This is a genomic window from Pleomorphomonas diazotrophica, assembly GCF_002844595.1.
GTDB lineage: Bacteria > Pseudomonadota > Alphaproteobacteria > Rhizobiales > Pleomorphomonadaceae > Pleomorphomonas > Pleomorphomonas diazotrophica.
Window position 1 is genome coordinate 287,054 of record NZ_PJNW01000011.1, and the last position, 23,314, is coordinate 310,367.

The window sequence follows — 23,314 nt, forward strand, 5'->3', positions numbered from 1 at the left end:
GATCAGTCTCCGAGGTCGCCCTTCAGCACGAGGTCGTCGCGGTGAATCATTTCGGAGCGGCCGGGTGCCCCAAGGATGTTTTCGATGACGGCCGAGTTCTGGCCGCGGATGCGGCGGGCATCGACGGCATCATAGGCGACGAGGCCACGGGCCAGCTCGACGCCTGCCTCATCGACCACGATGACGGTGTCGCCGCGGTGGAAGTCGCCGTCGACGCGGGTGACGCCCGGCGGCAAAAGGCTGCGGCCTTGCTTCAGCGCCCGGACGGCGCCGGCATCAATGGTCAGAACGCCGGGCGCTTCGATGTGGCCGGCGATCCAGGCCTTGCGGGCCGTGACGGGGTTCGCCTCGGCGCGGAACAGCGAGTGCGGGCCGCCGGCGTCAATGCGCGACAGCGGGGCGGCGACCTTGCCGGAAGCGATGATCATCGCCGCGCCGGCGACGGTGGCGATCTTGCCGGCGTCGATCTTGGTCTTCATGCCGCCACGCGACAACTCGGAGGCGGCGCCGCCGGCCATGGCCTCGATCTCCGGCGTGATGCGGTCGATCACCGGGATCAGCGTGGCGTTGGGGTCGATCTGCGGCGGGGCGGTGTAGAGACCATCGATATCGGACAGCAAGACCAGGAGGTCGGCGCCCATCATGGCGGCGACGCGGGCGGCAAGCCGGTCGTTGTCGCCGTAGCGGATCTCGGTGGTGGCTACAGTGTCATTCTCGTTGATCACCGGCACGGCACCGAGCTTCAAGAGCTTGCCGATGGTGGCCCGACCGTTGAGGTAGCGGCGGCGTTCCTCGGTGTCGCCCAGCGTCAGCAGGATCTGGCCGGCGGTGATGCCGTGATCGCCAAGCACCTCCGCCCAAGCCTTGGCCAGCGCAATCTGACCGACGGCGGCGGCGGCCTGGCTGTCCTCGAGTTTCAGCTTGCCCTTGGGCAACCTCAACACGCCGCGACCCATGGCGATGGCACCGGACGAAACGAGGAGCACGCCGGCGCCACTCGCTCTGAGACGGGCGACGTCGGACGCAACGCTTTCCATCCAGTCGCGTTTCAGCGTGCCGGAGCGACCTTCGACGAGCAGTGCCGAGCCGATCTTGATCACCACGCGGCGGTAGCCGGACAGCGGTCCCGTGAAGGCTTCAATAGTCGTCGTCATCGTCGTCTCTGTCGTCGTCTCTGTCGCGGTAGATGGGCTGCCAGATGCGGGTGGCGGTGGCCGCTCGCGACTCGTCGTTCTCGGCGCGGCTTGTCTCCACCGCCGTCGCCATGGCGCGCAGCACCGCTTCGACACCGGTGCCGGTCACGGCGGACAGCAGGATGGGCGTGGTCTTGGCGGCGCGCTTCAGCTTCTTGGCCTTTGTGGCGAGCTCGTCCTCGGGCACGAGTTCGCACTTGGACAGGGCAACGATCTCCGGCTTCTCGCCCAGCGCCTCGTCATAGGCTTCGAGTTCGGCCCGGACCGTCCGCCATGCGCCGACAACGTCCTCTTGACTGGCGTCGACGAGATGCAGCAGCACGCCGCAACGCTCGACATGGCCGAGGAAGCGATCGCCGAGACCGACGCCCTCATGGGCGCCTTCGATCAGGCCGGGAATGTCGGCCAGCACGAACTCGCGGGCATCGATGCGGACGACGCCAAGGCCCGGATGCAGCGTGGTGAAGGGATAGTCGGCAATCTTTGGCTTGGCGGCGGTGGTGCGGGCCAGAAAGGTCGACTTCCCGGCATTGGGCAAGCCGACGAGACCGGCATCGGCGATCAGCTTCAGGCGCAGCCACAGCCACTTTTCCTCGCCGGGCAGCCCCGGATTGGCGCGGCGCGGCGCCTGGTTGGTGGACGTCTTGAAATAGGCGTTGCCGAAGCCGCCGTTGCCGCCCTTGGCGAGCAGCACGCGCTGGCCGATCTCGACCATGTCGGCGAGAAGCGTCTCACCGTCTTCCTCGATGATCTGGGTGCCGACTGGCACCTTCAGCACGATATCGGAGCCCTTGGCGCCGTGACGATCGCGACCCATGCCGTGGCCGCCGGTCTTCGCCTTGAAATGCTGCTGGTAGCGGTAGTCGATCAGCGTGTTGAGACCGCCGACGCATTCGGCCCAGACATCGCCGCCACGACCGCCGTCGCCGCCGTCAGGCCCGCCGAACTCGATGAACTTCTCGCGCCTGAACGACACGGCGCCGGCGCCGCCATCGCCGGATCGGACGTAGACCTTGGCTTGATCGAGGAATTTCATCGGGGCTTTCCTGGATTGGCGGCGAGGCCGCGCCTTGCGCTGCCGTCTTCCGGGTTTCGGATGGCGGCCGCGCCCCGCTGCTCTAGCGCGGGTCGCAGCTTGCCCTTTAGAGCATTGCGCGCCGAAAATGAACGGATTTTTGGGATTGCGTCGAGCTGAAGGTCACGGTCGCCACGGTCGGGCGGCGTGGCGTGCCCGGGTGAGGCGTGTGTCGACATGGTCGAGCAACCGGCTCTCGATCAGCGACGGGCGGCGGCTCATGCCGATGACCTCGAAGCCCTGACGGGCCTGGATGGCGAGCGAAGCGACATTGCCCTCGAAGGCGCCGGCTATGATCGCGTCGATGTCGAGCTGATCGTAAGCCCAGGCGAGCGTCGCGTCGACTGCTTCGCTCATCAGCCCATTGCCCCAGAAGGGGCGACCGAGCCAGAAACCGATTTCCGGCCGGGTATCGAGGCTGTGCAGGGCCACGATGCCGCGCACGATCTCCCGTTCGTCGCCGCGCAATACCAAGCCGAGCGTCGCTGCGGTGCCGAGGGCTGCGGTGGCGCAGCACTGGCCGATGAAATCGGTCGCGTCGTCTACAGTGAATGGATGAGGCACGCGTACCAGCCAGCGCGCTACCTCGGCATCGCCGAGATACACCGCAAGGGCTTCTGCATCGCCCTGCTCAAGCGGTCTGAGGACCAGGCGACCGGTCTCGATGCGCGGAGAAAGAACCGCGCGCGGCCGCCACGACCCAAAGGCACCGGAAAGCAACTTCATTCCGTACTCACTCTCTAGTGGTCCGATCCCGACATTTGCGTCGACGATACAGGCCTTCGCATGAATGCAGGAACGCAAACCACTAGTACGCTTGTTCCAGTGAAAGAACCCATCATCCGTCGGGCAGATCGAGGTTAGCCCGACTTCAGATCAAATTCGCTCCGCCGGAGCCCGAAGCTCGACGCGCCGTTCTCCCCACTCGGCTCGCTCGGCCTCGCGGGTATGGACGCGCAAGGGCTCCCAGGCCCTGATACTCTCCCAGGTGCTGCGATCTATGCGGAAGCGGTCGATGGCCACTGCGGCACCGCTGCCGACCACAGAGGCCAGCTCTTGCGCCACCATCTGGAAACCGCACTTCTCGATCACCCGTCGCCCGGCCGGGTTGGTCACCCGGCAGGCAAACAGTAATCTCTCATGCCTTTGGTGAAGAAAGGCATAATCGATCGCGGCATGGCAGGCCTCGGTCGCATAACCCTGTCCCCAGTGGCGCTCGCCGAGCCAGCAGCCGATCCAGCCGGGCCCGACGCGGCCGTGCATGTCGAGCGTGACGACGCCAATCGGCGTCGGTGCCGCGTCGAAACCCTTCCGGCAGACGAGATGGCGCTGGCCGCGCGGGTCGACCGGCTCGGCGAGCCAGGCGCGGGCGTGCTCGATGCGATAGGGGTGGGGCATGCCGATAAGATTGCGGGCCACGGCTGCCGAGTTGGCAAGCCGGGCGATCGCTTCGGCGTCGTCATCAAGCGGGGGGCGTAGAATCAGCCGTCGTGTTTCGATGGCGGGCCTCACCGCCGCCATCAGGGGCCAGCCGCAGGGACTGTCGGGTTCCTCGGTATCGCTCAGCTCCGACATGGGGCTCTCCTCGCGCTCCAAATGAAATCAGGGGAAGTGGCGCCCCACTTCCCCTGTCACATCGCGCGCCAGAAGCGCGGTCCGTCCGGGTCCGTGGGACGCCGGCGGGCCGCTTTCGCTCCATCCGGCTTACTCGGCTGCCGCCGTCATCGGGACGACCGAGACATAAACTCGGCCGTTGCTCTTCGTGGCGAAGGACACGTTGCCTTCGGTGAGGGCGAAGATCGTGTGATCGACGCCCATGCCGACGTTGGCGCCCGGATGCCACTGGGTGCCGCGCTGGCGAATGATGATGTTGCCCGGAATGACGGCTTCGCCGCCGAACTTCTTCACGCCGAGGCGTCGACCGGCCGTATCGCGACCGTTGCGGGACGAACCGCCTGCCTTCTTGTGAGCCATTTCAGTCTCCTGTCTTTCGTATCGTCCGTTGGCGGAGCGGTTCGGCGCTCAACACCTTGATGGACGGTTATCGGGTCAGGTTCCGGCAGCAGCGTGCCGGAACGGAATTTCGTCAGGCGGCGTTGATCGCGGTGATCTTCACCGTGGTCAGAAGCTGCCGATGGCCGCGCTTGCGCTTGGAGTTCTGGCGACGGCGCTTCTTGAACGAGATCACCTTGGGACCGCGGGTCTGCTCGACCACCTCGGCGACGACGGTGGCGCCGGCAACGGTGGGGGCGCCAACGGTGACGCCGGCGTCGGAGCCGACAGCCAGCACTTCCTCGAAGGTGACGGCGGCGCCGTCCTCGAGTTCGATCTTTTCGATGTCGAATACGTCGTCAACGGCGACCTTGTACTGCTTGCCGCCGGTCTTGATCACTGCGAACATGGTCATGCCAGTCCTTCTTCAGATGGTTTTTGGCCGCGCTGCACCTTTCGGGCGCGCGACTGATTGACAAAACAAAAAACCCGGACAATTTGCCGGGCTCCCATTAAGCCGCGTTTTCCCTACACGGAAAGCCTGCGGCGGTCAACGCTGAAGGGGCGTTTCCGAGGTCCTTGAATACTGGGATGCTCGATTACGCTTTTAAGCGGATCAAAAAACCGTTCCCCTTGGCTTTCGCCCCTCTTGCCAGAGCCTTTGCCCACGGTTATGGTCCGCGCCGCTTTCGACCGGGATCAACGTCCCTGGAGCACCGCGGAGAGGTGGCAGAGTGGTCGATTGCACCGCACTCGAAATGCGGCATACTCGCAAGGGTATCGGGGGTTCAAATCCCTCCCTCTCCGCCATTTTCCCAAACTGAGCTGTTGACCCGACCTGTGGTCGACTCGTGGCTTGGCACGCTTGGTGCTTTGTCATGGATGCCATCGCTTCCCTCTTCCGAGGATCGAACGTCCATGGAGCCCGTCAACGGCGCCCTCGATGTCCGCCTGATGCGGACCCTTCTTCTGCTCGTCACCGAGTGCAGCGTGTCGCGCACCGCCGAGATTCTCGGTCAGACGCAACCGACCGTCAGCCTGGCGCTGAAGCGGCTGCGCGAACTGATCGGCGACCCTATCCTTGTGCGGTCCGGCGGATCGCTGGTGCCCACCGAGCGAGGGCTCGAGCTCAGGGCCACGTTGCAGCGTCTTCTCGCCGATATCGATACCCTGCTGGCGCCGCCGCCCAGCTTCGATCCCGAGCGCACGGAGCGACGGTTTCGCATCGCCGCCGCCAACTGCCTGGACGCCGAGTTCCTGCCGCGTATTTTTGCCAAGCTCGCCGAGGAGGCACCGAGAGCCTCGATCGACATTGCGACGCTGCCGGGGCACGACGACCTGATGAGCCACCTATCCGACGGCTCGCTCGACCTCGTGGTCGGCAACTGGCCGCGGCCGCCGGAACAGTTGCGATTGGCGCCGCTGCTGTCCACACCAATCAAGTGCGTGGTCGCCGCCGGTCACCGTCTCGCCGGCACCATCGGGGCACTTACCATGGATCGCTACCTGGCGGAGCGCCACCTGTCGCCATCTGCCGATGTGATGAAGCAATATAGCCCGATCGACGGACGCCTGATGGAACTCGGCCTTAACAGGCATATCGCCGCCTCGGTGCCCGAGTATGCCATCGTTCCCCACATGCTGGCCGGTTCCGACCTGGTCTTCACGACAGGCGCGCCTTTCGCCGAGCAGATTGCTGATATGGGCGATTTTGTCGTCATCGACGCGCCGGCCGAATTTGGCCGCATGGACTTCTACCTGCTTTGGCACGACTGCAAGCACCACTCACCGGCCCATATCTGGTTCCGGCATCTGGTAAAGGCGTCGGTCTCGGATCTCCGAAGCACGGTGGATGCGGTGCCGCCCATGTTGCGGGTCGCTGCCGAGTGAAGTCGCTTCAGCGGCTGATCCAGAAGGATCGATGAGGTTCGGCTGCTTCCTCTTCCAGCAGCGGGCCGATCACGTCGACAGGGCGCTGTCCGCTGTCCAGTACCGCTCGGCATGGCAAGTCGAGCGTCGGATTCTCGGGATGGTTGCCGGTGATATGTCGGAGGGCGCTCTCAGACAGCCCATAGACGATGCGGCCGATGCCTGCCCAATAGGCAGCGCCAGCGCACATGGCGCAGGGTTCGGCTGAAGAATAGAGCGTAGCGTCGATAAGTTCTGCCGGACGAAAGCGTTGCGAGGCGCGCGTTGCCAGTACCCGCTCGGCGTGGCCGGTCATGTCGTGATCCGGCAAATAGGCATTGCCCTGTTCCATCAAGACTGTCCCGTCGCCGCCAACCAGAACGGCCCCAAACGGGTGGCTGCCGGCGTCGGCCGCCGCTGCGGCGATGGTGAAGGCGCGGCGGAGGTAAACGCTGTGGTCGAGGTCGGGAAGCGGCATGGCGGTCCTGAGCGAGCATGGTACCGCCGGCCATCTTAGCCGAGATTTTCCGCCGGCAAAGACATCCGGCCTCGGTGTGGCCCTATAGTGTCTATTTCGGCTGCCGAATGGACGCTGCCGGTGAGGCCAATGCAAACTTCGCCAAAACAAGGGGAACAGGACCGCCTGATCGCAAGCGAAGAGGGGTTTCACATGCAGCGCTTCATTCTCAATCGTCGCCAGATGCTCGGAGGGCTCGCCGCCGGAGCGGGACTGTCGCTCCTCGGTCCCATGGGCCGGGCCTCCGCAGCCGTTTCGGAAATCGTCTGGGCCACGTGGGACTCCAACGGCCATCCCGAGTATGTCACCGCTTTCGAGAAGGCGACGGGCACAAAGGTGAAGTTGTCGTTCCTGTCGAGCGAGGATGCGCAGTTCGCAGCGCTGAAGACCGGCGCGGCGTCCGATTGGGATGTCGTCAATCCGTCGCTGAACCAGGCTCGGCGCTATATCAAGGCCGGCGAACTGATGCCGCTCGACCTCGCGAAGGTGCCCAACCTTGCGCACATGTACGACGTGTTCAAGGCGACCGAGAAGGTCAAGGGCGAGGATGGCCAGACCTACGCCATTCCCTATCTCTGGGGTCTCAACCCCATCGTCTATCGATCGGATATCCACACCGAGGAGCCGACCTACTCGACGCTGTTCGACCCGAAGTTCAAGGGCCAGCTCGCCATGCGCGACTATGCCCTGGAATCGATCGCCATCGCCGCTCTGCACATCGGCATTCCGCGCGAACGCGCTTTCCTGCTCACCAGTGACGAACTCGCCGAGGTGAAGAAGGCACTGATCGCCCAGAAGCCGCTGCTCAGGACCTACTGGCAGACCATCGGCGACCTGACCAACCTGATCGCCACCGGCGAGGTGACAGCCGCCTTCTCCTGGCGCGTGCCCTATGACGCGCTGAAGGACAAGATGAAGGTGGCCATGGCCAAGCCGAAGGCTGGAATCATGGGCTGGTGCGACTGTTTCGCCATTCCGGCCAGCCTGCCGGAAGAAAAGGTCGAGACGGCCTACAAGTTCGCCGATTACCTGCTCGGTGCCGACTATGCGTCCACCATCGCCGAGATCGGCAATTACGCCACCACCTCCTCGATCATCCGCGACAAGCTGACGCCGGAGAAGCAGGAAGCCATTTTCGTGGACGATCTTTCGGTCATGCAGAACTTCATGTGGCCGGAAGCCCCCGAGAACTATTCGGAGTGGCTGAAGGTCTGGAACGAGGTCAAGGCGGCCTGATCCATCGCCCTCTCCGTCGATCAAAGCTCTGGCGGTGTGGGATTTGCTTGTCGAACGAGGCCGGGCCAAACCGTCCGGTCTCGTTGAGCAGGACATGAATATTGTCGGAAACCAGGATGGAAAAGCGCAGGGAGCCGGCCTTATCGCCGCTGCTTCTCGCCATGCGCAGCGTCGTCAAGACTTTTGGCAGGTCAACGGCCGTGGACGGCATCGACCTCGATGTCCCCGAACGAGCGTTTCTGACATTGCTCGGCCCATCGGGATGCGGCAAGACCACCGTTCTCCGGATGATCGCCGGGTTCGAGACGCCCGATGCCGGCGACATGCGCCTCGACAATACGCCGCTTGCCGGCGTGCCGCCCGAGCGGCGGCCTGTCAACACGGTCTTCCAATCCTATGCCCTCTTCCCCCATCTCACCGTCAACGACAACGTCGCCTTCTCGCTGAAGCTTCGGGGCGGTGTTTCCGATGTGGCGGCGCGGGTGCGGCGGGCGCTCGATGCTGTGCACATGGCAGATTTCGGCGACCGCTATCCGCATCAACTTTCCGGCGGGCAGCAGCAACGCGTGGCGGTGGCGCGCTCGATCATCGCCGAACCGCGCCTCCTGCTTCTGGATGAGCCGCTGTCGGCCCTCGATCGCAAGATGCGCGGCCATCTCCAGATCGAACTGAAGGCGTTGCAACGGCGCCTCGGCATCGCCTTCGTCTACGTGACGCACGACCAGGAAGAAGCCTTTGCCCTCTCCGATATCGTGGTGGTGATGAACAGGGGCCGCATTGCCCAGAAGGCCGATCCTCAGACCATCTACAGTCGTCCGGCCGACAGCTTCGTTGCCGACTTCATCGGCAACTCGACGCTGGTGGAGGGGCGGATCCGGGAACGTCGCGGCGATACGGCGACGATTGATACCCCGCTCGGCAACGTCACTGCACCGGTTGCCGACGGTCTTGCCGCCGGAGACGCTGCCATGCTGGTCATCCGGCCCGAGTTATTGTCGACGCGTGGCGAGGGAGCGGCAACCTTCGCGTCAACGGTCAGCAACAGCGTCTTCCAGGGTGAGCGCACCGTGATCCAGGCCGAAACCGCCGGGGTCTCGCTGCGCTTTGCGGCCGAGGCACCTTGTCCGGTTGGAGCCTCCATTTCCCTCTGGCTGGATGCCGACCGCAGCTTCATCACGAGAATCGCCGCATGACCTTCCGCCAGCGCCATCTCGCGCTGCCGGTCGCGGTGGCGATCGTTGCCGGCTGCCTCGCGCCGCTTGCCGTCCTCGTCGCCTTCAGCTTCTATGAGGTGGAAGACTTTGACCTCATTCCGGCCTTTTCGTTCAGGGCGTGGGGCGAGCTCGCGACGTCGGGAACCGACTGGTTCCTGATCGGCAAGGCCGTTTTGTCGGGCCTCACGACCACGGTGTTCACCACCATTCTTGGTTACCCGGTGGCGCTGGCCCTGACTCGTCTCGCAGCGTCGGCAAAAGGGCTTGCCATCATCGTGCTGCTGACACCGCTCTATACCGGCGAGATCGTCCGCATTTATGCCTGGCGGATCGTGCTCGGCGGCGAGGGGCTGGTCAACACCGTGCTGCAGGGGATCGGACTGATCGACGAGCCGCTGAAATTCCTGCTATTTTCGCCGTTCACCATCGGGCTGGTCCTGACCTACAACAATCTGCCGTTCATGGTGCTCGCCATCTGGGTGTCGGCCGAAATGGTCGATCGACGGCTGATCGAGGCAGCGCGCGACCTCGGCGCCCGGCCGATCGACGCCTTTTCCCGGGTTGTCTTTCCGTTGACCACGCCCGGCCTTGCCGCCGGCAGCCTCACCGTCTTCGCCTTGTCGGCCGGTGAGTTGCTGACGCCGAGTCTTCTGGGCGGCACATCGGGTGCCACTGCCATGGCGCTCGTCGACAATCTGTTCGGTACGGCGTTCGACTGGCCGCTTGCCTCGGCGCTCGCCTTGGCCCTGCTGGCGACGCTGTTTCTCGTCGCCTCGGCCATGGCAGGCCTGCTGCTGCGCCTCAAGGGCGCGCGCGCCGTGATCGGGAGGACATGATGGGACGGATCGGCCTTTCCGTATTGATCGTCGCGGCCGGGTTTCTCTATCTGCCGCTCGTCGTGCTCACGGTGTTTTCCTTCAACGATTCAGCGCTGATGGCCTTTCCGCTCACCGGCTTCACGCTCGACTGGTACCGCGAACTGGGACAGAACGACAATTTCCTCAAGGGCTTCGTCACGTCGTTCCTGATCGCCCAGCCGGTCGGTGTCCTCGCCATGCTGCTCGGGCTGATGGCCTCGCTCGCCTTGACGGCGCCGGGATTCCGCTGGCGTGGCCTGTTCGCAATCCTGCTGCTGGTCCCGTTCCTGGTGCCGAAGAGCGTGCTGTCGATCGCCCAAGCGATGATCATGAGCCGTATCGGCTTTGAACGCGGTGCCACGGCGCTGATCCTGGCGCAGTCGCTGGTGGCGCTGCCCTTTGCCACGGCACTGATTTCGGCGGTGATGGTGCGCTTCGACGGGCGGCTGATCGAAGCGGCGCGCGATCTTGGCGCCTCGCCCTGGCAGGCCTTTCTGCGCGTTCTGCTGCCGCAGCTCCGGCCGGCTCTGTCGGGTGCCTATTCGGTCGGCGTCATCCTGTCGCTGGCCGACCTGACCATCGCCATGTTCCTGGCCGGCCGGACGCAGCCGCTGTCGCTGATGGTCGCCTCGGAGTTCCGCCGTGAGCTCAGGCCCGACCTCAACGCCATGCAGGTGGTGGTTCTGGCCCTGACGGCGGTGCTGGTCAGCCTCAGTGAGGTCTACCGCCGCCGCCGGCTGCGCAAGCTCGCGTCAGAGGCCTGACCTTCAGCGGGAAAAGGCGGTTTTCGCTGTCAGCCGGTCGAGATCGAAAGCGGAGACGTCGGCCAACAGCGAGACGAAGGCCGAGCCGGCGCGGTCGACGATGATCCGCCCCTTCTCAGCGCTCGCCGCCTTGGCATTGCCGGCAACGCCCTTGGGGTGAAGATCCTGTGCCTGCCAGCCGAAGCCGACGGCGCCTTCGGCGGTGAGCAGACTGCCGGACGCCTCGATCTCGACGGTCAGCGGCACGAAATCCTCCGCCTTGTCCATGGCGACGAGATCGCCGTGCAGATGCAGCATGGCGCTGGTCTCGAGGTCGCCGCCATGAATGCCATGTGCCGATTCGGCGGCTGGAACGAGGTCATCGACGGCGGTGATGCGGAACCACGAGCAGGCGACCGCCAGCATGCCGAGCTTCACCCGGATATCTCGGCAGACAATGTCGATGAGGGCGATCTGGCCGCCATGGGCATTGAAGAACACCAGCTTGCGGCCGCCGGCACGATGAACGCTCTCGGCGATCTCGAACCAGACACGCGCCAGCGTTTCGCCCGATAGGGCGATCGTGCCGGGAAAGGCCAGATGCTCGTCGGACTTGCCATAGGGCAACGGCGGCAACACCAGTATGTCCGCCTCGGCGTCCAGTTTGGCGAGTGCGTCAGCCAGTACGCCGGCGTTGATTGCCGCATCGACGCGGACCGGCAGGTGCGGCCCGTGCTGTTCGATGGCGCCGACAGGCAGCACGACGACGGTTTTCGAAAGATCGCGGTCGGCAAACTCGGCGGTCGAGAGGTTCCACCAGGAGAAAGAGGTCATGGCGGGGCTCACGCGGCAGCTTCGGCGGCGAGCGTCGCCTTGGCGATCTTGCCGGTCGGGGTCATGGGCAGGCTTGCCGCCTTGCGGATGACGAGCGGAGCTATGTCGTAGTGAAGGAGCGGTGCGATGGCCGTCTTGAGAGCAGCGGGATCGACGGTCTCGCCTGGACGCTCGGTGACGAAGGCCACAGGTGTTGCGCCGCCGGTCGGGCCGGGAACGCCGACCAAGGCGGCCAGCAGCACGCCGGGCTGGGTGGCAAGCGCTTCCTCGACATCGCGCGGGAACCAGTCGACGCCGTTCACCGTGACGAGTTCGGCGAGCCGGCCGCGCATGGTCACGTAGCCATCAATGTCAATGCTGCCCAGATCGCCGGAATGCAGCCAGCCGCCGCGCGTCGTTTCCGCCGTCTTTTCCGGCCGCCCCCAATAACCGGCCATGAAGCCCCCCCTCAGGCAGATCTCGCCGACGGTTCCTGTTGGCGCGCGCGCGCCAGACGTGGTGAGGATCGCCACCTCCTTGTCGGGAGTACCCGGTCCGATGCGGACCAGCTTGTCGTCGTCGGGCTCGAGCTCGGGAAAGCCGAGAGCGAAGAAGCCGCCGATTTCGCTCTGGCCGAAGCTTTCCACCAGAGGCAGCTTCAGCAGGTCGCGGAAGGCTTTCCGCAGTGTTGGCGGCACAGGCCCACCACCCGAGAGTCCCAAGCGCAGCGGCGAGGGCAGCCGGCCGCGCGCCTGCGATTCTTCGAGAAGCTCGGTCAGCACAACCGGGTTACCGATGAAGACGGTGGCGCCGGTCCGCTCCAGGGCGTCCCACCCGGTTGTCTGCGTCCATTTGCCCATGACGTTGACGGTGGCGCCGACCGCCATCTGAGGCAGCAGATTGGCGACCAACTGATAGGAACTCGACAGCGCCGTGGGGCCGAAGGAGCGGTCGGCGGCCCGGATGCGCAGGCGTTCACCAATGCAGCGGGCGGCGGTGACCGTCGGCTCGTGGGCGAGACAGGCGCCCTTTGGCTTGCCGGTCGTGCCGGAGGTGTAGGACAGGTGGGCGATCGCCGAGGCGTCCTCGGGGTCGGACGGCGGCGTGAACCGGGCGGCCAGGAGTTCGGGTAGGGCGTGGGCACCATCCTGCGGCCCATCCATGCAGATGAGATGGGAGACGCAGCCGACGGCGGCCGCGGCGGCCTTCACCGGTCCTTCCATGTCGTGGGTGTAGACGATGGCCTTGGGTCGGTGATCATTGACGTAATAGGCGAGATCATCGGCGTATTTGACGTTCACCAGCGCGGAGATAGCGCCGATCCGCCACGTGCCCAGCATGGCGAGGAGATAGTCCATGCCGTTATGGGCGAAGATCAGCACGCGGTCGCCAGGCACGATGCCGAGGTGCGCCAGGGCTCCCGCCATGCTCTCCATGCCCTCCACGGCTTCCGAGGCGGTGAGCGTCTTGTTGCGATCGACCCAGTGGAGCGCCGCAGTGTCCGGCGTACGCTCGGCAACGCGGTAGAGCAGATGGTGCATCAGCATGATCTGGCGGCCCCTCGGCGAACGGCTTCATGAGCGTCGACCATGGGCAAGCTGCCGGGTGAAGGAAATTCGCCGCCCGACATAGAGTTCATTGAAAGCCGCCAATTGACGCCCGCCGAACAGCGCGCCGCCGCTTTCTTCGCCTCCTCAGGGCAGCCAGACCGAGGGCACTGCGACGTTTGAGAAGCCGGCTGCCGCGAGAGCAGCGGCTGCTGCTTCGACCCCGTCGCGCGGCATGGCCTTCCAGGTTGCCGCCGATCCGCGTACACCGTGGAGCTGGAAAGCATTGAGGCGCAGACGGATATTGGGGTCAAGCTCGCGCGCGAGGGCGGCGAGCGCTCCTATTTCCTCGGGACGGTCGGTCTCGCCTGGAACAAGCAGGAAACGCAACTCATAGAGCTTGCCGGCATCGGCGAGCAGTCTGGCTGAGGCGAGAGACAGCTTGTTATCGGTACCGGTGAGGCGGCGATGGCGGTCGGGATCGAAGGCCTTGATGTCGAGCATGACGCCGTCGGTCAGCGGCAGCACCCTTTGCCAGCCTTCGGCCGCCAGATGGCCGTTACTGTCGATGAACAGCGTCAGATGGGCAAGGTCGGGCGCCGCGCGGATGGCCGCGAAAAGATCGATCAGGAAATCGAGATGGAGTGTCGCTTCGCCGCCGGATACGGTGAGACCGTTGAGAAACGGGGCATTGCGGCGAAGAAGCGCGAGCACATCCTCCACCGTCATGCGCCGAACCATGGGGTTGGCGCGAGTCGGGCAGGCCGCAAGGCAACTGTCGCAGGCGACGCAAAGTCCCGGGTCGTGAACGACCTTGCGGCCGGTTTTGGTCAGCGCTCCGGAAGGACAAACGGCGACACAGGTGCCGCAGTCGTTGCAGATGCCGATGGTGTGCGGGTTGTGGCAGGTGATGCAACGATAATTGCAGCCCTGCAGGAACAGCACGAAGCGATTCCCCGGCCCGTCGACCACCGACCAGGTCAAGAACTTGCTGACGGCGGCGACGCCGTCAGACACCGGAACCCGCCATCAGCTCAAGCCCGACGACCCGCGGTTTGCGATCGAGGATATGCACCGTGTCGGCCGCCTCGGCGCCCAGCGCCGTGGTGTTGACGCGCGATCCCTTTGCCGCGTTGTAGAGCTTGACGTCGGACAGGCGGATCATGAAGCCGGTGACGCGGACCAGATCGTTGCCGGTCACGTTGGCGGTGAACTCGCGGAAGCCGAGCTGCAAGGCGCCCTTGGCCAGTTGGAACACGGCCTCAGGATTGGCCCGCACCGTTTCGTCGAGGGTGAGAATCTCAGAAACACCCGAGAGATAGTGTTGGTGGTGCGGCAGAAGCGCCTGCACGTGGCTTACCGGATCTGGCTCGCTGCCATAGGGGATACGCACGCCGGGCGTGGTGCCGGCGTCGCTGGAAAGACCCGCCTGGGCATGCAGCATGGCGACGCCCCGCCAAATGTGGTCCATCGGCTCACGGTCGACCAGTTCGGCGAGACGCGCCGAAATGCGGTGACCGAGCGCGTTGGCCTCGGCGTCATGTCCGTAGCGGCCGGGCCGGCCGGCGAGATCCTGCAGATGGTTGACCGCCTCGGCCATGGCGAAGATGCCGAACATGGCGGTGAAGCGGCCCTTGTCGATCCAGCCTTCCTCGACGAGGAAGTTGCCGCCGAAGAAGCCCGATTGGCGGAACAGATAGTCGATGCGGGCGCGCATCAGGCGGGCATTGAGGTTGACATAGCGCGGCAGTTGGACGTCGAGAAAGTCGACTTCGCTGGCGCTCGCCTCGGCGACCTTCTTGAGATTGACGCGGGCAAGCGAGGCGGCGCCGCCCCGGAGCGGCAGGGCATTGTAGCAGCTGACGATGGCGTAGCCCGGCTCGTCGAACACCTCGCGGTGAACAGGATGGTTGGCGATATGTGGCTTGGAGCAGGCGATGATGTTGTCGGTGCAAAGCCGCAGCATGGCCTCGCCGCTGACCTCGGGGTCGTAGAGGAAGGTGAGGTTGGGTGCTACCTGCTTCAGCTCGGCGTCGACCCTCAGAATGGCGCGGGCGACGCGATTGTCGGCGGGACCGATGTTGGCGTGCAGGAAGGCGTCAGGCAGCACGCGATCGATATAGCGCCAGAACAGCTTGATCTTGCGGTAGAGTTCGTCGTCGGAGACGCCATCGCAGAAGGGCAGCAGCAGCGCGTCGAGATGACCGATGAACACCGGCATGCCGGTGACCGAGGGAACGTGGTGATAGGCGATCTGCAGCGTGCTGATGGCCTCATCGAGCGTTTCCGGTTTCGGCAGCTCCAGATGGGCTGAACCGTTCTTCAGCACCACCTCGTAATCGGGTAGCACGTAGCGCGGCTTGTAGGGCGCGTGTCCCTCGTACATGTCGCAGATGATGCGTGCGTCGAGCGCGGCGCGGGTCTCTGCGTCCAGCAGCACGTAGGGCAGCATGTTCTCGGCCTCGACCGCCAGCGCATGCTCCTTCTGCTTGAAGCTCAGGGTTCGATCTTGCGCAATCTTGCGCAACTGGCCCAGCGTTTCGGTCATGGCGGCTCCTCAATCTCGGACGCGTTTCCTATCCCAGGCTACGCCGTGCCGGGCTATGCGGCCATGATTTGGCGCAAGCGGGATTACGCCGCTCGTCGCATGAGGAATGCGGCTTTGCCGGGTCATTCGGCACTTCAGCTTTCGCCCTCGTCAGGGATCGCCAGCAGGTGACCGCACGCCTTGCAATGGACGGCGTCGGGCTCGTGCCGCAGGAGGGCGCATTTCGGGCAGCGGAAGGTGACCTTGTAGGGGCGGAACAGCGCCTGCGCGAGGCGCACGAACAGCGAAATGCCGACGATCATGGTGACGATGGACGTCAGCTTGCCGGCCGTTCCGGGAAGCGTGATGTCACCGAAGCCGGTGGTCGTTATGGTCGCCACCGTGAAATAGAGCGCGTCGACCCAACCTTCCATGCCCGAGTCCGGCCTTGCGAAGGCGGTGTATATGAAGCCGGTGATAATGAAGAGGCAGGTGACGAGGTTGATGGCCGCGCGGCCGACGTCCTCCCACTCCTGGTAGCCACGCCGGCGAAGGGAGCGCCAGAACAGACCTTTCTGCGACAGCGTCCAAAGGCGCAGAATGCGCAGGAAACCGAGATTGGCAAGCCAGAGCGGTGCCAGCAGCGTTGCCAGTACGACGAAGTCCACCCAGACGGACGGACGGCGCAGCCACTGCCGAAGGCTGAGGGCTGCGGCTGCCCGAGCCGTCAGATCGGCGGCGAGCAGAAACGCCACGGCGTAGTCGAACCACAGGAAAGCCTGGAAGTCCTGCAAGACGGGGCTCAGGATGAAGAAGCCGATGATGACGAGATCGACGATTGCGAACGCCCATTGAAACCGCACGGCCTCGGGGTCCGTTCCAACATAAAGCCGCCGCAAGCGCTGGCGCCAAGCCGCACGATCCGGCATGTCTTCAGGCTCTGTGTCTTGGCGTTGACGGAACTGGAGCAGCGCTTCCACGCTGGGGGCTTCCTTCGGCGTCTCCGTAGCGTCGGGCGGTGTGGCCGGTGGCTCGGTCGTCACGATGGGTCAGATCCTTCCCATGGCGCCTGCGAGGCAAAATGGCGTTAGCTCGTCATTGTAGGATTTCACTCCCGGCCTACTCTGACAATCCGACGAACAACCATCGGCGTTATGGCGAGGTTCCGCCTCGCCGAAGTCCGTTCATTGAACGTCGCGCTGCACAGGTGGGACCTGATCGGTGGCGCTCCAAAAGAAGGTGAAGGAAACCCTAACGCCGCCTTTAGATTTTCTTTGGCCAGTCTTCAGTGAATGCGACTTTCGTATATGCGGGCGGACGCCTATATGGAGGGCGTCGAACGGAGTGTTCGGCTGAAGGAAAGGAAACCGAGATGTTCGCCCAGGCTCCCCTCAACAGGACGTTCCGCGAGTCCCGCGCCGTCGAGCGGGACACCACCTATGTGCGCGGCTTCGGTTCGGAGTTCCGTGAGCGCCAGTATGTCCGCGTTGGCAGCAGCCGGATCGCCGGTCTCTGACAAGAGATCTTGACTCATTTGTTCCTGTCGAGCGCCCGATCCGAGAGGATGTCGGGCGCTTTGCTTTTTAGGGGGTGCCGCAACCCTAGCCAGGAAGGCTGCGACGGCTGGCCGAGGGTCGTCCCCCTGGACGCTCGGGACCACCAGCGGCCGTATGGCCGATGAAGTCGCCATAAAGAGCGGATACCGCGCTGAGGCGCGTTTCCACCTCAGGACCGAGTTCGGCAAACACTGCATTGACCATCAGGCCGGTCAGGCTCGCCATGGCCGACGTGGCATCCCAGAAATGATCAAAGTCGGTGCGGACGATGAATAGCTCATCGGCAGCTTCGCGACCCCAAGTGCAATAGGGGTCTGTGATCAAGGTCACATGGGCCCCGGCGGCCCGGGCGGCGATGCCGAGATGGCGGGCGAGGCGCGAGTAGCGGCGCCCATCGACGATTACCAGCGCCGCTTCCGACGGCGCGTCGAGCAGGAGATCGGCGAAGGTGCCGTCGGCGGCGTCCATCAGTTGTACGCCCGGCCGGAGATAGGACAGGCCGTGCGCGAGATAGGCGGCATGGCCGCGTTCGGTCTGGAAGCCGGCGATGAAAACCTTCTTTGTTCGGGCGAGCCGCACCGTCACCGAGCGGAAGGCGGGTGTTGCAGCGAGTTCGTGATTGGCGACGATCGCCGCGATTTCCTTTTCAAGGGCGCGGCTCTCTCCGGCCCGACTGCGCTCGGCGAAATCGCGCAGCCGATCGCCGATCAGAAAGGCGCGATCGCCGAGGTCGCTCCGGAGCGATGCCTTGAGGTCCTTGAAATGGCGGAAGCCTATGGCACGGCAGTAACGGCCGACCGACGCCTCGGAAACGCCGATGCGTCGGGCGACCGAACCGGCGGTCTCGAAGGGCAGACTGGATAAGTCGCTCAGAAAGAAGCCGGCGATGGCCGCCTCCGTTCGCGTGGCGGCAGCGAGGCTTTCCTCGATGCGTCGGCGGAGGTCGGCGCCTGCTCCGGACGTTTCCTGTAGGCCGCTTCGCTCCTTCACGTCACGCTCCCTGGAGGTTTCGGGGACGCTGACAGGGAAATTGCCGACTGTCAATCTTGCAAAGAAACTTGCAGGCGCCTACGGTTTCACCGCCCTTTCGGAGGCCTTCTCGATGACCCGTTCCCTTCCGCCGATCGAACGCGCCGAACTGCGGCTCGTCCGGCTACCGCTGATCAATCCTTTCACCATTTCGACCGGCACCATGACCGAGCGTGTCTTCCCGTTGGTGACGCTGTGTGCCGGCGGCCTCGAGGGCTATGCCGAGGGGGTGATGGATCCTCTGCCCGACTTTCTCGAGGAGACGATCGCTGGTGCCATGGACCTGATCGGCGAAACCATTCTGCCGTCGATGCTGGGCCGGTCGTTCGACAATCCGGCGGCGGTAGAAAAGCTTCTGTTTCCATGGCGGGGCAACCGCATGGCGCTCGCCACCGTTGAGATGGCTTACTGGGATCTGTGGGCCAAATGGCTCGACCTGCCGCTCAAAACGCTGATCGGCGGTTCGGGTGAGGCGGTCGACGTCGGCGTTTCGCTCGGCATCGGCCCGATCGAGGGAACGCTGGCGCGTGTGGAGAGTCATGTGGCGCAGGGCTACAAGCGCATCAAGCTGAAGATCATGCCGGGCCATGACATCGAGCTTCTGGAAGCGGTGCGGCGAGCCTTTCCGAGCATCACGTTGTCGGTCGATGCCAACAGCGCCTACCGGCTCTCCGACTGGGCGGTTCTCGGGCGGCTCGATGATTTTCACCTCGAGTACATCGAGCAGCCGCTTGCCCACGACGACATCGCCGATCACGCGGCGCTGCAACGCCGCCTCAGGACGCCCATCTGCCTTGACGAGAGCATCCGCAGCGTCGGCCATGCCCGGCGGGCGCTTCAGGCCGATGCCACCCGCGTCATCAACATCAAGGTCGGCCGTGTCGGCGGCATCGCCGAAGCGATCCGCGTTCATGATATCGCTGCCGCCTTCGATGTTCCCGTCTGGTGCGGCGGCATGCTGGAATCGGGCGTTGGCCGCGCTCACAACATTCATCTCTCGACGCTGCCCAACTTCAAGAAACCTGGCGACACGTCGTCGGCGAGCCGCTATTTCCATCGCGACATCATCATTGAGAAGCTGGAAACCGCGGATGGCCGCATGCCCGTGCCTGAGGGGCCGGGCATCGGCGTTCATCTAGACCGCGATGCCCTTGACGATGTCACCCGGTCGGTCCGGAGCTTTTCAGCATGAGCGCCGCCGACGTGCAGCCGATCATCCGTGATCTTCAGGGCATCGCCGAGTTCCACGCCGCCGAAGAACTACAGCGCGATGTCTGGGGGCCGGACGACAAGATCGACCCGGGCGACCTGATGATGGTGATCCAGGCTGAGGGCGGGCTCGCCGCCGGCGCTTTTCACGAGAATCGGCTGATCGGCTATGTCTTCGCCTTTCCGACGGCGACCCCCGGCGTGCAGCATTCGCATCGCCTCGCCGTGCGCGCCGAGGCTCGCGGCCTCGGGCTTGGCCTGAAACTGAAGCTGTATCAGGCCGACTGGTGCCTTCAACGCGGCATTCGCCACGTGCGATGGACCTACGATCCTCTCCGCCTTCCCAACGCCGCCCTCAACATCGGTCGTCTCGGCGCCACGGCTTCGACCTATCATCGCGACTACTATGGCGTGATGGGGGGCATCAACGCGGGCACCGCGTCCGATCGGCTCCTCGCCGATTGGCGGCTCGACGGTGATCGCTATGCACGCTGTCGGGCCGGGCAAGCCATGTTGTCTCCGGAAGAGGTTTCGGTTGCCTGCCGGATCGCTCTGCCTGCCGATTTCGCGGCCTTGCTCAAGACCGACTCGAGCGCCGCAAGCGCAGAACGTTTGCGGGTGCGGGAGGAAATCGAAGCAGCTTTCTCCGCCGGCTTTGTCATTGTCGGCGTCGATTCGCGGGAACCGGCCTATCTCCTGATACGTTCCCCCGCCAGCTAGATGGCGGGCCAGACGTCGGGCGCGCATTGCCTCCGGCGGCCTGCTGGACTACATAGTTTTGTGCGAGGTTCTTTCGTTCTTTTCATAGATTCCAACGCTTTCCCTTATTGCCTCCCCTCTTGATCGCGAGATGCCATGTCCGTCAGTTTTGGAACGTCGGGCCTTCGAGGCCCTGCCATCGATTTCACTGGCTCAACGACAGCAGCCTATGTCCGCGCTTTCTTGGACGTTATTTGTTCCGGCATCCCGTCGCGGACGGTCTATCTGAGTGCGGATCTCAGGGCGTCGAGCCCGGAGATCGCCGGCCATGCCGCAGCGGCTATCGTTGCCGCTGGCTGGACGCCTGTTTATGCCGGCAACGTGCCGACGCCGGCATTGGCCGCCTATGCGCTGGCCCGCCAATCGCCGGCCGTCATGGTCACCGGCAGCCACATTCCCGAGGACTACAACGGCATCAAGTTCTACCGGCCGGATGGCGAGTTTCTGAAGGAAGACGAGGCGCCGGTTCGCGAACGAGCCGAGACCCTGCTCGCAGAGGGACTTTCCATATCCAACGGCGATTTGCCGCCCGTTGATCCGGCCGTTGCCGAGGCCTACATCGCCCGCTACACCGACGCTTTCGTCGGTCGGCCCCTCAATGGGCTGCGGATTGGACTCGACCTGCATTCCGCTGTCGGTCGCGACTTGACGGCTCGCATTCTCGAGGGTCTCGGTGCTCAGGTGTTCCCGTTCCGGCGCTCCGACCGTTTCATCGCCGTTGACACCGAGGCTCTGGACCCCGCCGATCTCTCCCGCGCCAAGGAGCAGATCTCTGCCCACCATCTCGACGCCGTGGTGTCCACCGACGGCGACGGCGACCGCCCGCTCGTCATCGACGAAGCCGGCCGACAGGTGAATGGCGACGTGCTCGGCATCCTGACGGCCCGTCGGCTCGGCGCAAAGACAGTGGTGACGCCAATTTCCTCGACATCGGCCATCGAGATGACCGGCTGGTTCGAGACAGTGGTGCGCACCCGCATCGGATCTCCTTATGTCGTGGCTGGCATGGCCGCCGCCACGACGGTACCTGTGGTCGGTTTTGAAGCCAACGGCGGCTTCCTGACCGAGAGCGACATCGCGCTTTCCGGCGGTTCGCTTCAACGTTTGCCGACCCGCGACGCCATCCTGCCCATGGTCGCGGCCCTCGTCGCCTCGGCTGAGGCGAAAAGGCCGCTGTCGGCGCTGGTGGCCGACCTCCCGCCGCGCGTCATGAAGGCCGACCGCCTCAAGAAGATCGCGCCCGCCGACGGAGCGAAGCTGATCGCCGCTCTCGACGGATCGCGTGAGGCGCGCGTTGCGCTCGACCCTCGCCTTGCGGCGCCGGTTGCCGTCGACCGCACGGACGGGCTTCGTCTGGTTTTGTCGGGTGGGGACATCGTCCATTTCCGCCAGTCGGGCAATGCTCCAGAGCTCCGCTGCTATGTCGAGACCGACAGCGCCGAGGCCACCGATGCACTGCTCGCCGACATGCTGGCCGCCCTTAACCGTCATTTCGCAGCCTGAGAGGCCAAGATGCCGCAAGGATCCCCGAAGATCGTTCCCGTCATCCTGGCCGGCGGGTCCGGCACCCGTTTGTGGCCGGCCTCGCGAGATGCTTTTCCCAAACAGTTCCAGCCGTTGACAGGCGATCTCTCCACCTATCAGGAGACGCTCAGGCGTGTCGCCGACCCCTCGCTGTTCGATGATCCAGTGGTGATCACCTCGGACGCCTTTCGCTTCTTTGCCCGTCGTCAGGCGGCCGACATCGGCGTCAAGGCAACGGTCGTCCTGGAGCCGGCCCGTCGTGATAGCGCTGCCGCGGTGGCAGCGGCCGCCGCCTTTGCCGAAAAGATAAGCCCCGGCAGCATGGTGCTGGCGCTCGCCGCCGATCATGTCGTACTCGACGACGAGGTGTTTCGTGATGCCGTCCGGCTTGGGCTCAAGGCCGCCGAGGCGGGAAAGATCGTGGTGTTCGGTCTTGTGCCGACCGAGCCCAAGACGGCCTATGGCTACATTCGCCCCGGCGCTGCGCTTGGAGACAACGACGACCTTTGCCTCGTCGACGCTTTTGTCGAGAAGCCGAATGCCGAAACGGCGCTCGATTATCTGCGGCAGGGCTTTCTCTGGAACTCTGGAAACTTCCTGTTCAAGGCGAGCCAGATGCTGGCCGAGTTCGGCAAATATGCGCCTGATATCGGCGCCGCTGCTTCGGAGGCCGTCGATAAGGCGTCGGAGGACATCGGCTTCGTCCGCCTTGATCCAGATTCTTTCTCGACGGCGCGCAAGACATCCATCGACTACGCGGTGATCGAGAAAACAGGCGAGATCGCCGTGGTGAAGGGGCGTTTCCGCTGGTCCGACGTCGGTGCGTGGGACGCCATCTGGCAGGTGAGCGAGCATGACGGGGAGGGTAACGCCGTTCACGGCGATGGCGTGGTACTCGCTTCGCGAGACTGTCTCGTTCATAGCCAAGGCATCCTGACGACGGTGATCGGCGCCGAGGGCCTATTGGTTGTGGCAACGCCCGATGCGGTTATGGTGGCGCCACGCGAGCAGGCGCAGGCGGTGAAGGGTCTGGTCGACGCGCTGAAAGAAGGCGGGCGCAACGAGGCGACGCTGCACCGTCGCGACTATCGCCCGTGGGGTTATATCGAGGCGCTGGTTGCCGGGCCGCGCTTTGCGGTGAAGTACATGGTCGTCGATCCCGGCGGTGTGCTGTCGCTGCAGCTTCACCAGCACAGGGCCGAGCATTGGGTGGTGGTCAACGGCACGGCGACCATCGAGATTGAGGGCGAGGCGCCTCGGCTTCTGACGATCAACCAGTCAGCCTATGTTCCGCTCGGTGCCAAGCATCGTCTCTCCAACCGGGGCAAAATTCCGCTGGAGTTGATCGAGGTGCAATCCGGCGCCTATCTCGGCGATGACGACATCGAGCGCATCGAGGACGTCTATCGGCGAACCTGACCGGATAATCGACAGGCGGCGCGGCATTGCCCGCGTCCGCCGTTCTTCAGCCTTTCCAGGTCCTGTACCATTCGACGAACCTGGTCACTCCCTTGGGCACGTCGGTATCCGGCACGTATCCGGTCAGTTCCCTGAGGAGGTCGGGTGCGGCATAGGTCTGGGGGACGTCGCCCTTCTGCATGGGCAGGAGGTTGCG

The 23,314-nt window shown here is 64.5% G+C and carries 23 protein-coding genes, 1 tRNA gene and 1 pseudogene; 11 read left to right on the forward strand and 14 right to left on the reverse strand.

The window, feature by feature from the left end:
• Positions 1 to 2: 2 nt before the first annotated feature.
• The 6 genes from proB to rplU all read right to left on the reverse strand — a co-directional run bounded on the left by proB (position 3) and on the right by rplU (position 4,675).
• Positions 3 to 1,154, reverse strand: a complete 1,152-nt coding sequence (gene proB / locus CXZ10_RS14755) for a glutamate 5-kinase (protein ID WP_101290093.1) — start codon at positions 1,152 to 1,154, stop codon at positions 3 to 5.
• The gene (gene obgE, locus CXZ10_RS14760; RefSeq protein ID WP_101290094.1) at positions 1,138 to 2,229 is read right to left on the reverse strand and encodes a GTPase ObgE; all 1,092 of its coding nucleotides are present in this window, start codon (positions 2,227 to 2,229) and stop codon (positions 1,138 to 1,140) included. The genes proB and obgE overlap by 17 nt, the downstream gene beginning before the upstream one ends.
• A gap of 162 nt (positions 2,230 to 2,391) precedes the next feature.
• Positions 2,392 to 2,994 (reverse strand): GNAT family N-acetyltransferase, encoded by a 603-nt coding sequence (locus CXZ10_RS14765; protein ID WP_101290095.1) that lies wholly within the window; start codon positions 2,992 to 2,994, stop codon positions 2,392 to 2,394.
• Positions 2,995 to 3,144: 150 nt separating this feature from the next.
• Entirely contained in the window at positions 3,145 to 3,843 is a 699-nt protein-coding gene (locus tag CXZ10_RS14770) for a GNAT family N-acetyltransferase (protein ID WP_101290096.1), read from the reverse strand.
• A gap of 129 nt (positions 3,844 to 3,972) precedes the next feature.
• A complete protein-coding gene (gene rpmA, locus CXZ10_RS14775) occupies positions 3,973 to 4,242 on the reverse strand; it encodes a 50S ribosomal protein L27 (RefSeq protein ID WP_101290097.1) in 270 nt (89 codons plus the stop codon).
• A 112-nt stretch (positions 4,243 to 4,354) separates the two neighbouring features.
• Positions 4,355 to 4,675, reverse strand: a complete 321-nt coding sequence (gene rplU, locus CXZ10_RS14780; protein WP_244617172.1) for a 50S ribosomal protein L21 — start codon at positions 4,673 to 4,675, stop codon at positions 4,355 to 4,357.
• Between the two features lie 305 nt (positions 4,676 to 4,980).
• On the opposite strand from rplU, the gene CXZ10_RS14785 reads away from it, so the two are divergent.
• Positions 4,981 to 5,070: transfer RNA gene (locus CXZ10_RS14785), tRNA-Ser, on the forward strand.
• 108 nt (positions 5,071 to 5,178) lie between these two features.
• Positions 5,179 to 6,150, forward strand: coding sequence for a LysR family transcriptional regulator (locus CXZ10_RS14790; protein ID WP_180336007.1), 972 nt, complete (start codon positions 5,179 to 5,181; stop codon positions 6,148 to 6,150).
• A gap of 7 nt (positions 6,151 to 6,157) precedes the next feature.
• On the opposite strand, the gene CXZ10_RS14795 is transcribed toward CXZ10_RS14790, so the two are convergent.
• The gene (locus CXZ10_RS14795) at positions 6,158 to 6,646 is read right to left on the reverse strand and encodes a nucleoside deaminase (RefSeq protein WP_101290099.1); all 489 of its coding nucleotides are present in this window, start codon (positions 6,644 to 6,646) and stop codon (positions 6,158 to 6,160) included.
• A 192-nt stretch (positions 6,647 to 6,838) separates the two neighbouring features.
• Between CXZ10_RS14795 and CXZ10_RS14800 the strand changes: the two genes are divergently transcribed.
• From CXZ10_RS14800 to CXZ10_RS14815, 4 genes are all read left to right on the forward strand, one after another.
• Positions 6,839 to 7,921, forward strand: coding sequence for an ABC transporter substrate-binding protein (locus CXZ10_RS14800; RefSeq protein WP_244617173.1), 1,083 nt, complete (start codon positions 6,839 to 6,841; stop codon positions 7,919 to 7,921).
• Between the two features lie 116 nt (positions 7,922 to 8,037).
• The gene (locus CXZ10_RS14805; protein WP_101290100.1) at positions 8,038 to 9,114 is read left to right on the forward strand and encodes an ABC transporter ATP-binding protein; all 1,077 of its coding nucleotides are present in this window, start codon (positions 8,038 to 8,040) and stop codon (positions 9,112 to 9,114) included.
• Positions 9,111 to 9,971 (forward strand): ABC transporter permease, encoded by an 861-nt coding sequence (locus CXZ10_RS14810; RefSeq protein ID WP_101290101.1) that lies wholly within the window; start codon positions 9,111 to 9,113, stop codon positions 9,969 to 9,971. The genes CXZ10_RS14805 and CXZ10_RS14810 overlap by 4 nt, the downstream gene beginning before the upstream one ends.
• Positions 9,968 to 10,756: an ABC transporter permease gene (locus CXZ10_RS14815; RefSeq protein ID WP_244617174.1), complete on the forward strand. Its 789-nt coding sequence runs from the start codon at positions 9,968 to 9,970 to the stop codon at positions 10,754 to 10,756. The genes CXZ10_RS14810 and CXZ10_RS14815 overlap by 4 nt, the downstream gene beginning before the upstream one ends.
• Positions 10,757 to 10,759: 3 nt before the next feature.
• On the opposite strand, the gene CXZ10_RS14820 is transcribed toward CXZ10_RS14815, so the two are convergent.
• The 5 genes from CXZ10_RS14820 to CXZ10_RS14840 form a co-directional block, all read right to left on the reverse strand.
• A complete protein-coding gene (locus CXZ10_RS14820) occupies positions 10,760 to 11,569 on the reverse strand; it encodes a creatininase family protein (protein WP_101290103.1) in 810 nt (269 codons plus the stop codon).
• Between the two features lie 8 nt (positions 11,570 to 11,577).
• On the reverse strand, positions 11,578 to 13,095 hold the full coding sequence (locus tag CXZ10_RS14825; protein ID WP_101290104.1) for a class I adenylate-forming enzyme family protein: 1,518 nt from the start codon (positions 13,093 to 13,095) through the stop codon (positions 11,578 to 11,580).
• Between the two features lie 147 nt (positions 13,096 to 13,242).
• Positions 13,243 to 14,112, reverse strand: a complete 870-nt coding sequence (locus CXZ10_RS14830; RefSeq protein ID WP_101290105.1) for a YjjW family glycine radical enzyme activase — start codon at positions 14,110 to 14,112, stop codon at positions 13,243 to 13,245.
• Positions 14,105 to 15,643 (reverse strand): YjjI family glycine radical enzyme, encoded by a 1,539-nt coding sequence (locus tag CXZ10_RS14835; protein ID WP_101290106.1) that lies wholly within the window; start codon positions 15,641 to 15,643, stop codon positions 14,105 to 14,107. Before CXZ10_RS14835 ends, CXZ10_RS14830 begins: the two co-directional genes overlap by 8 nt.
• Before the next feature lie 134 nt (positions 15,644 to 15,777).
• Entirely contained in the window at positions 15,778 to 16,551 is a 774-nt protein-coding gene (locus CXZ10_RS14840) for a potassium channel family protein (protein WP_101290144.1), read from the reverse strand.
• Positions 16,552 to 16,994: 443 nt separating this feature from the next.
• Between CXZ10_RS14840 and CXZ10_RS21575 the strand changes: the two genes are divergently transcribed.
• Entirely contained in the window at positions 16,995 to 17,138 is a 144-nt protein-coding gene (locus CXZ10_RS21575; protein WP_180336008.1) for a hypothetical protein, read from the forward strand.
• Between the two features lie 85 nt (positions 17,139 to 17,223).
• Here the strand turns inward: CXZ10_RS21575 and CXZ10_RS14845 are convergent, their stop codons facing one another.
• The gene (locus CXZ10_RS14845; protein ID WP_101290107.1) at positions 17,224 to 18,168 is read right to left on the reverse strand and encodes a MurR/RpiR family transcriptional regulator; all 945 of its coding nucleotides are present in this window, start codon (positions 18,166 to 18,168) and stop codon (positions 17,224 to 17,226) included.
• A 112-nt stretch (positions 18,169 to 18,280) separates the two neighbouring features.
• On the opposite strand from CXZ10_RS14845, the gene menC reads away from it, so the two are divergent.
• From menC to CXZ10_RS14865, 4 genes are all read left to right on the forward strand, one after another.
• Positions 18,281 to 19,399, forward strand: coding sequence for an o-succinylbenzoate synthase (gene menC, locus CXZ10_RS14850; RefSeq protein ID WP_101290145.1), 1,119 nt, complete (start codon positions 18,281 to 18,283; stop codon positions 19,397 to 19,399).
• The gene (locus CXZ10_RS14855; RefSeq protein WP_101290108.1) at positions 19,396 to 20,136 is read left to right on the forward strand and encodes a GNAT family N-acetyltransferase; all 741 of its coding nucleotides are present in this window, start codon (positions 19,396 to 19,398) and stop codon (positions 20,134 to 20,136) included. Before menC ends, CXZ10_RS14855 begins: the two co-directional genes overlap by 4 nt.
• Before the next feature lie 135 nt (positions 20,137 to 20,271).
• Positions 20,272 to 21,678, forward strand: coding sequence for a phosphohexomutase domain-containing protein (locus CXZ10_RS14860; RefSeq protein ID WP_101290109.1), 1,407 nt, complete (start codon positions 20,272 to 20,274; stop codon positions 21,676 to 21,678).
• Between the two features lie 9 nt (positions 21,679 to 21,687).
• A complete protein-coding gene (locus CXZ10_RS14865) occupies positions 21,688 to 23,118 on the forward strand; it encodes a mannose-1-phosphate guanylyltransferase/mannose-6-phosphate isomerase (RefSeq protein WP_101290110.1) in 1,431 nt (476 codons plus the stop codon).
• A gap of 46 nt (positions 23,119 to 23,164) precedes the next feature.
• On the opposite strand, the pseudogene CXZ10_RS21840 reads toward CXZ10_RS14865, so the two are convergent.
• Positions 23,165 to 23,314, reverse strand: a pseudogene (locus CXZ10_RS21840) (UDP-glucuronate 5-epimerase); the annotation flags it as partial.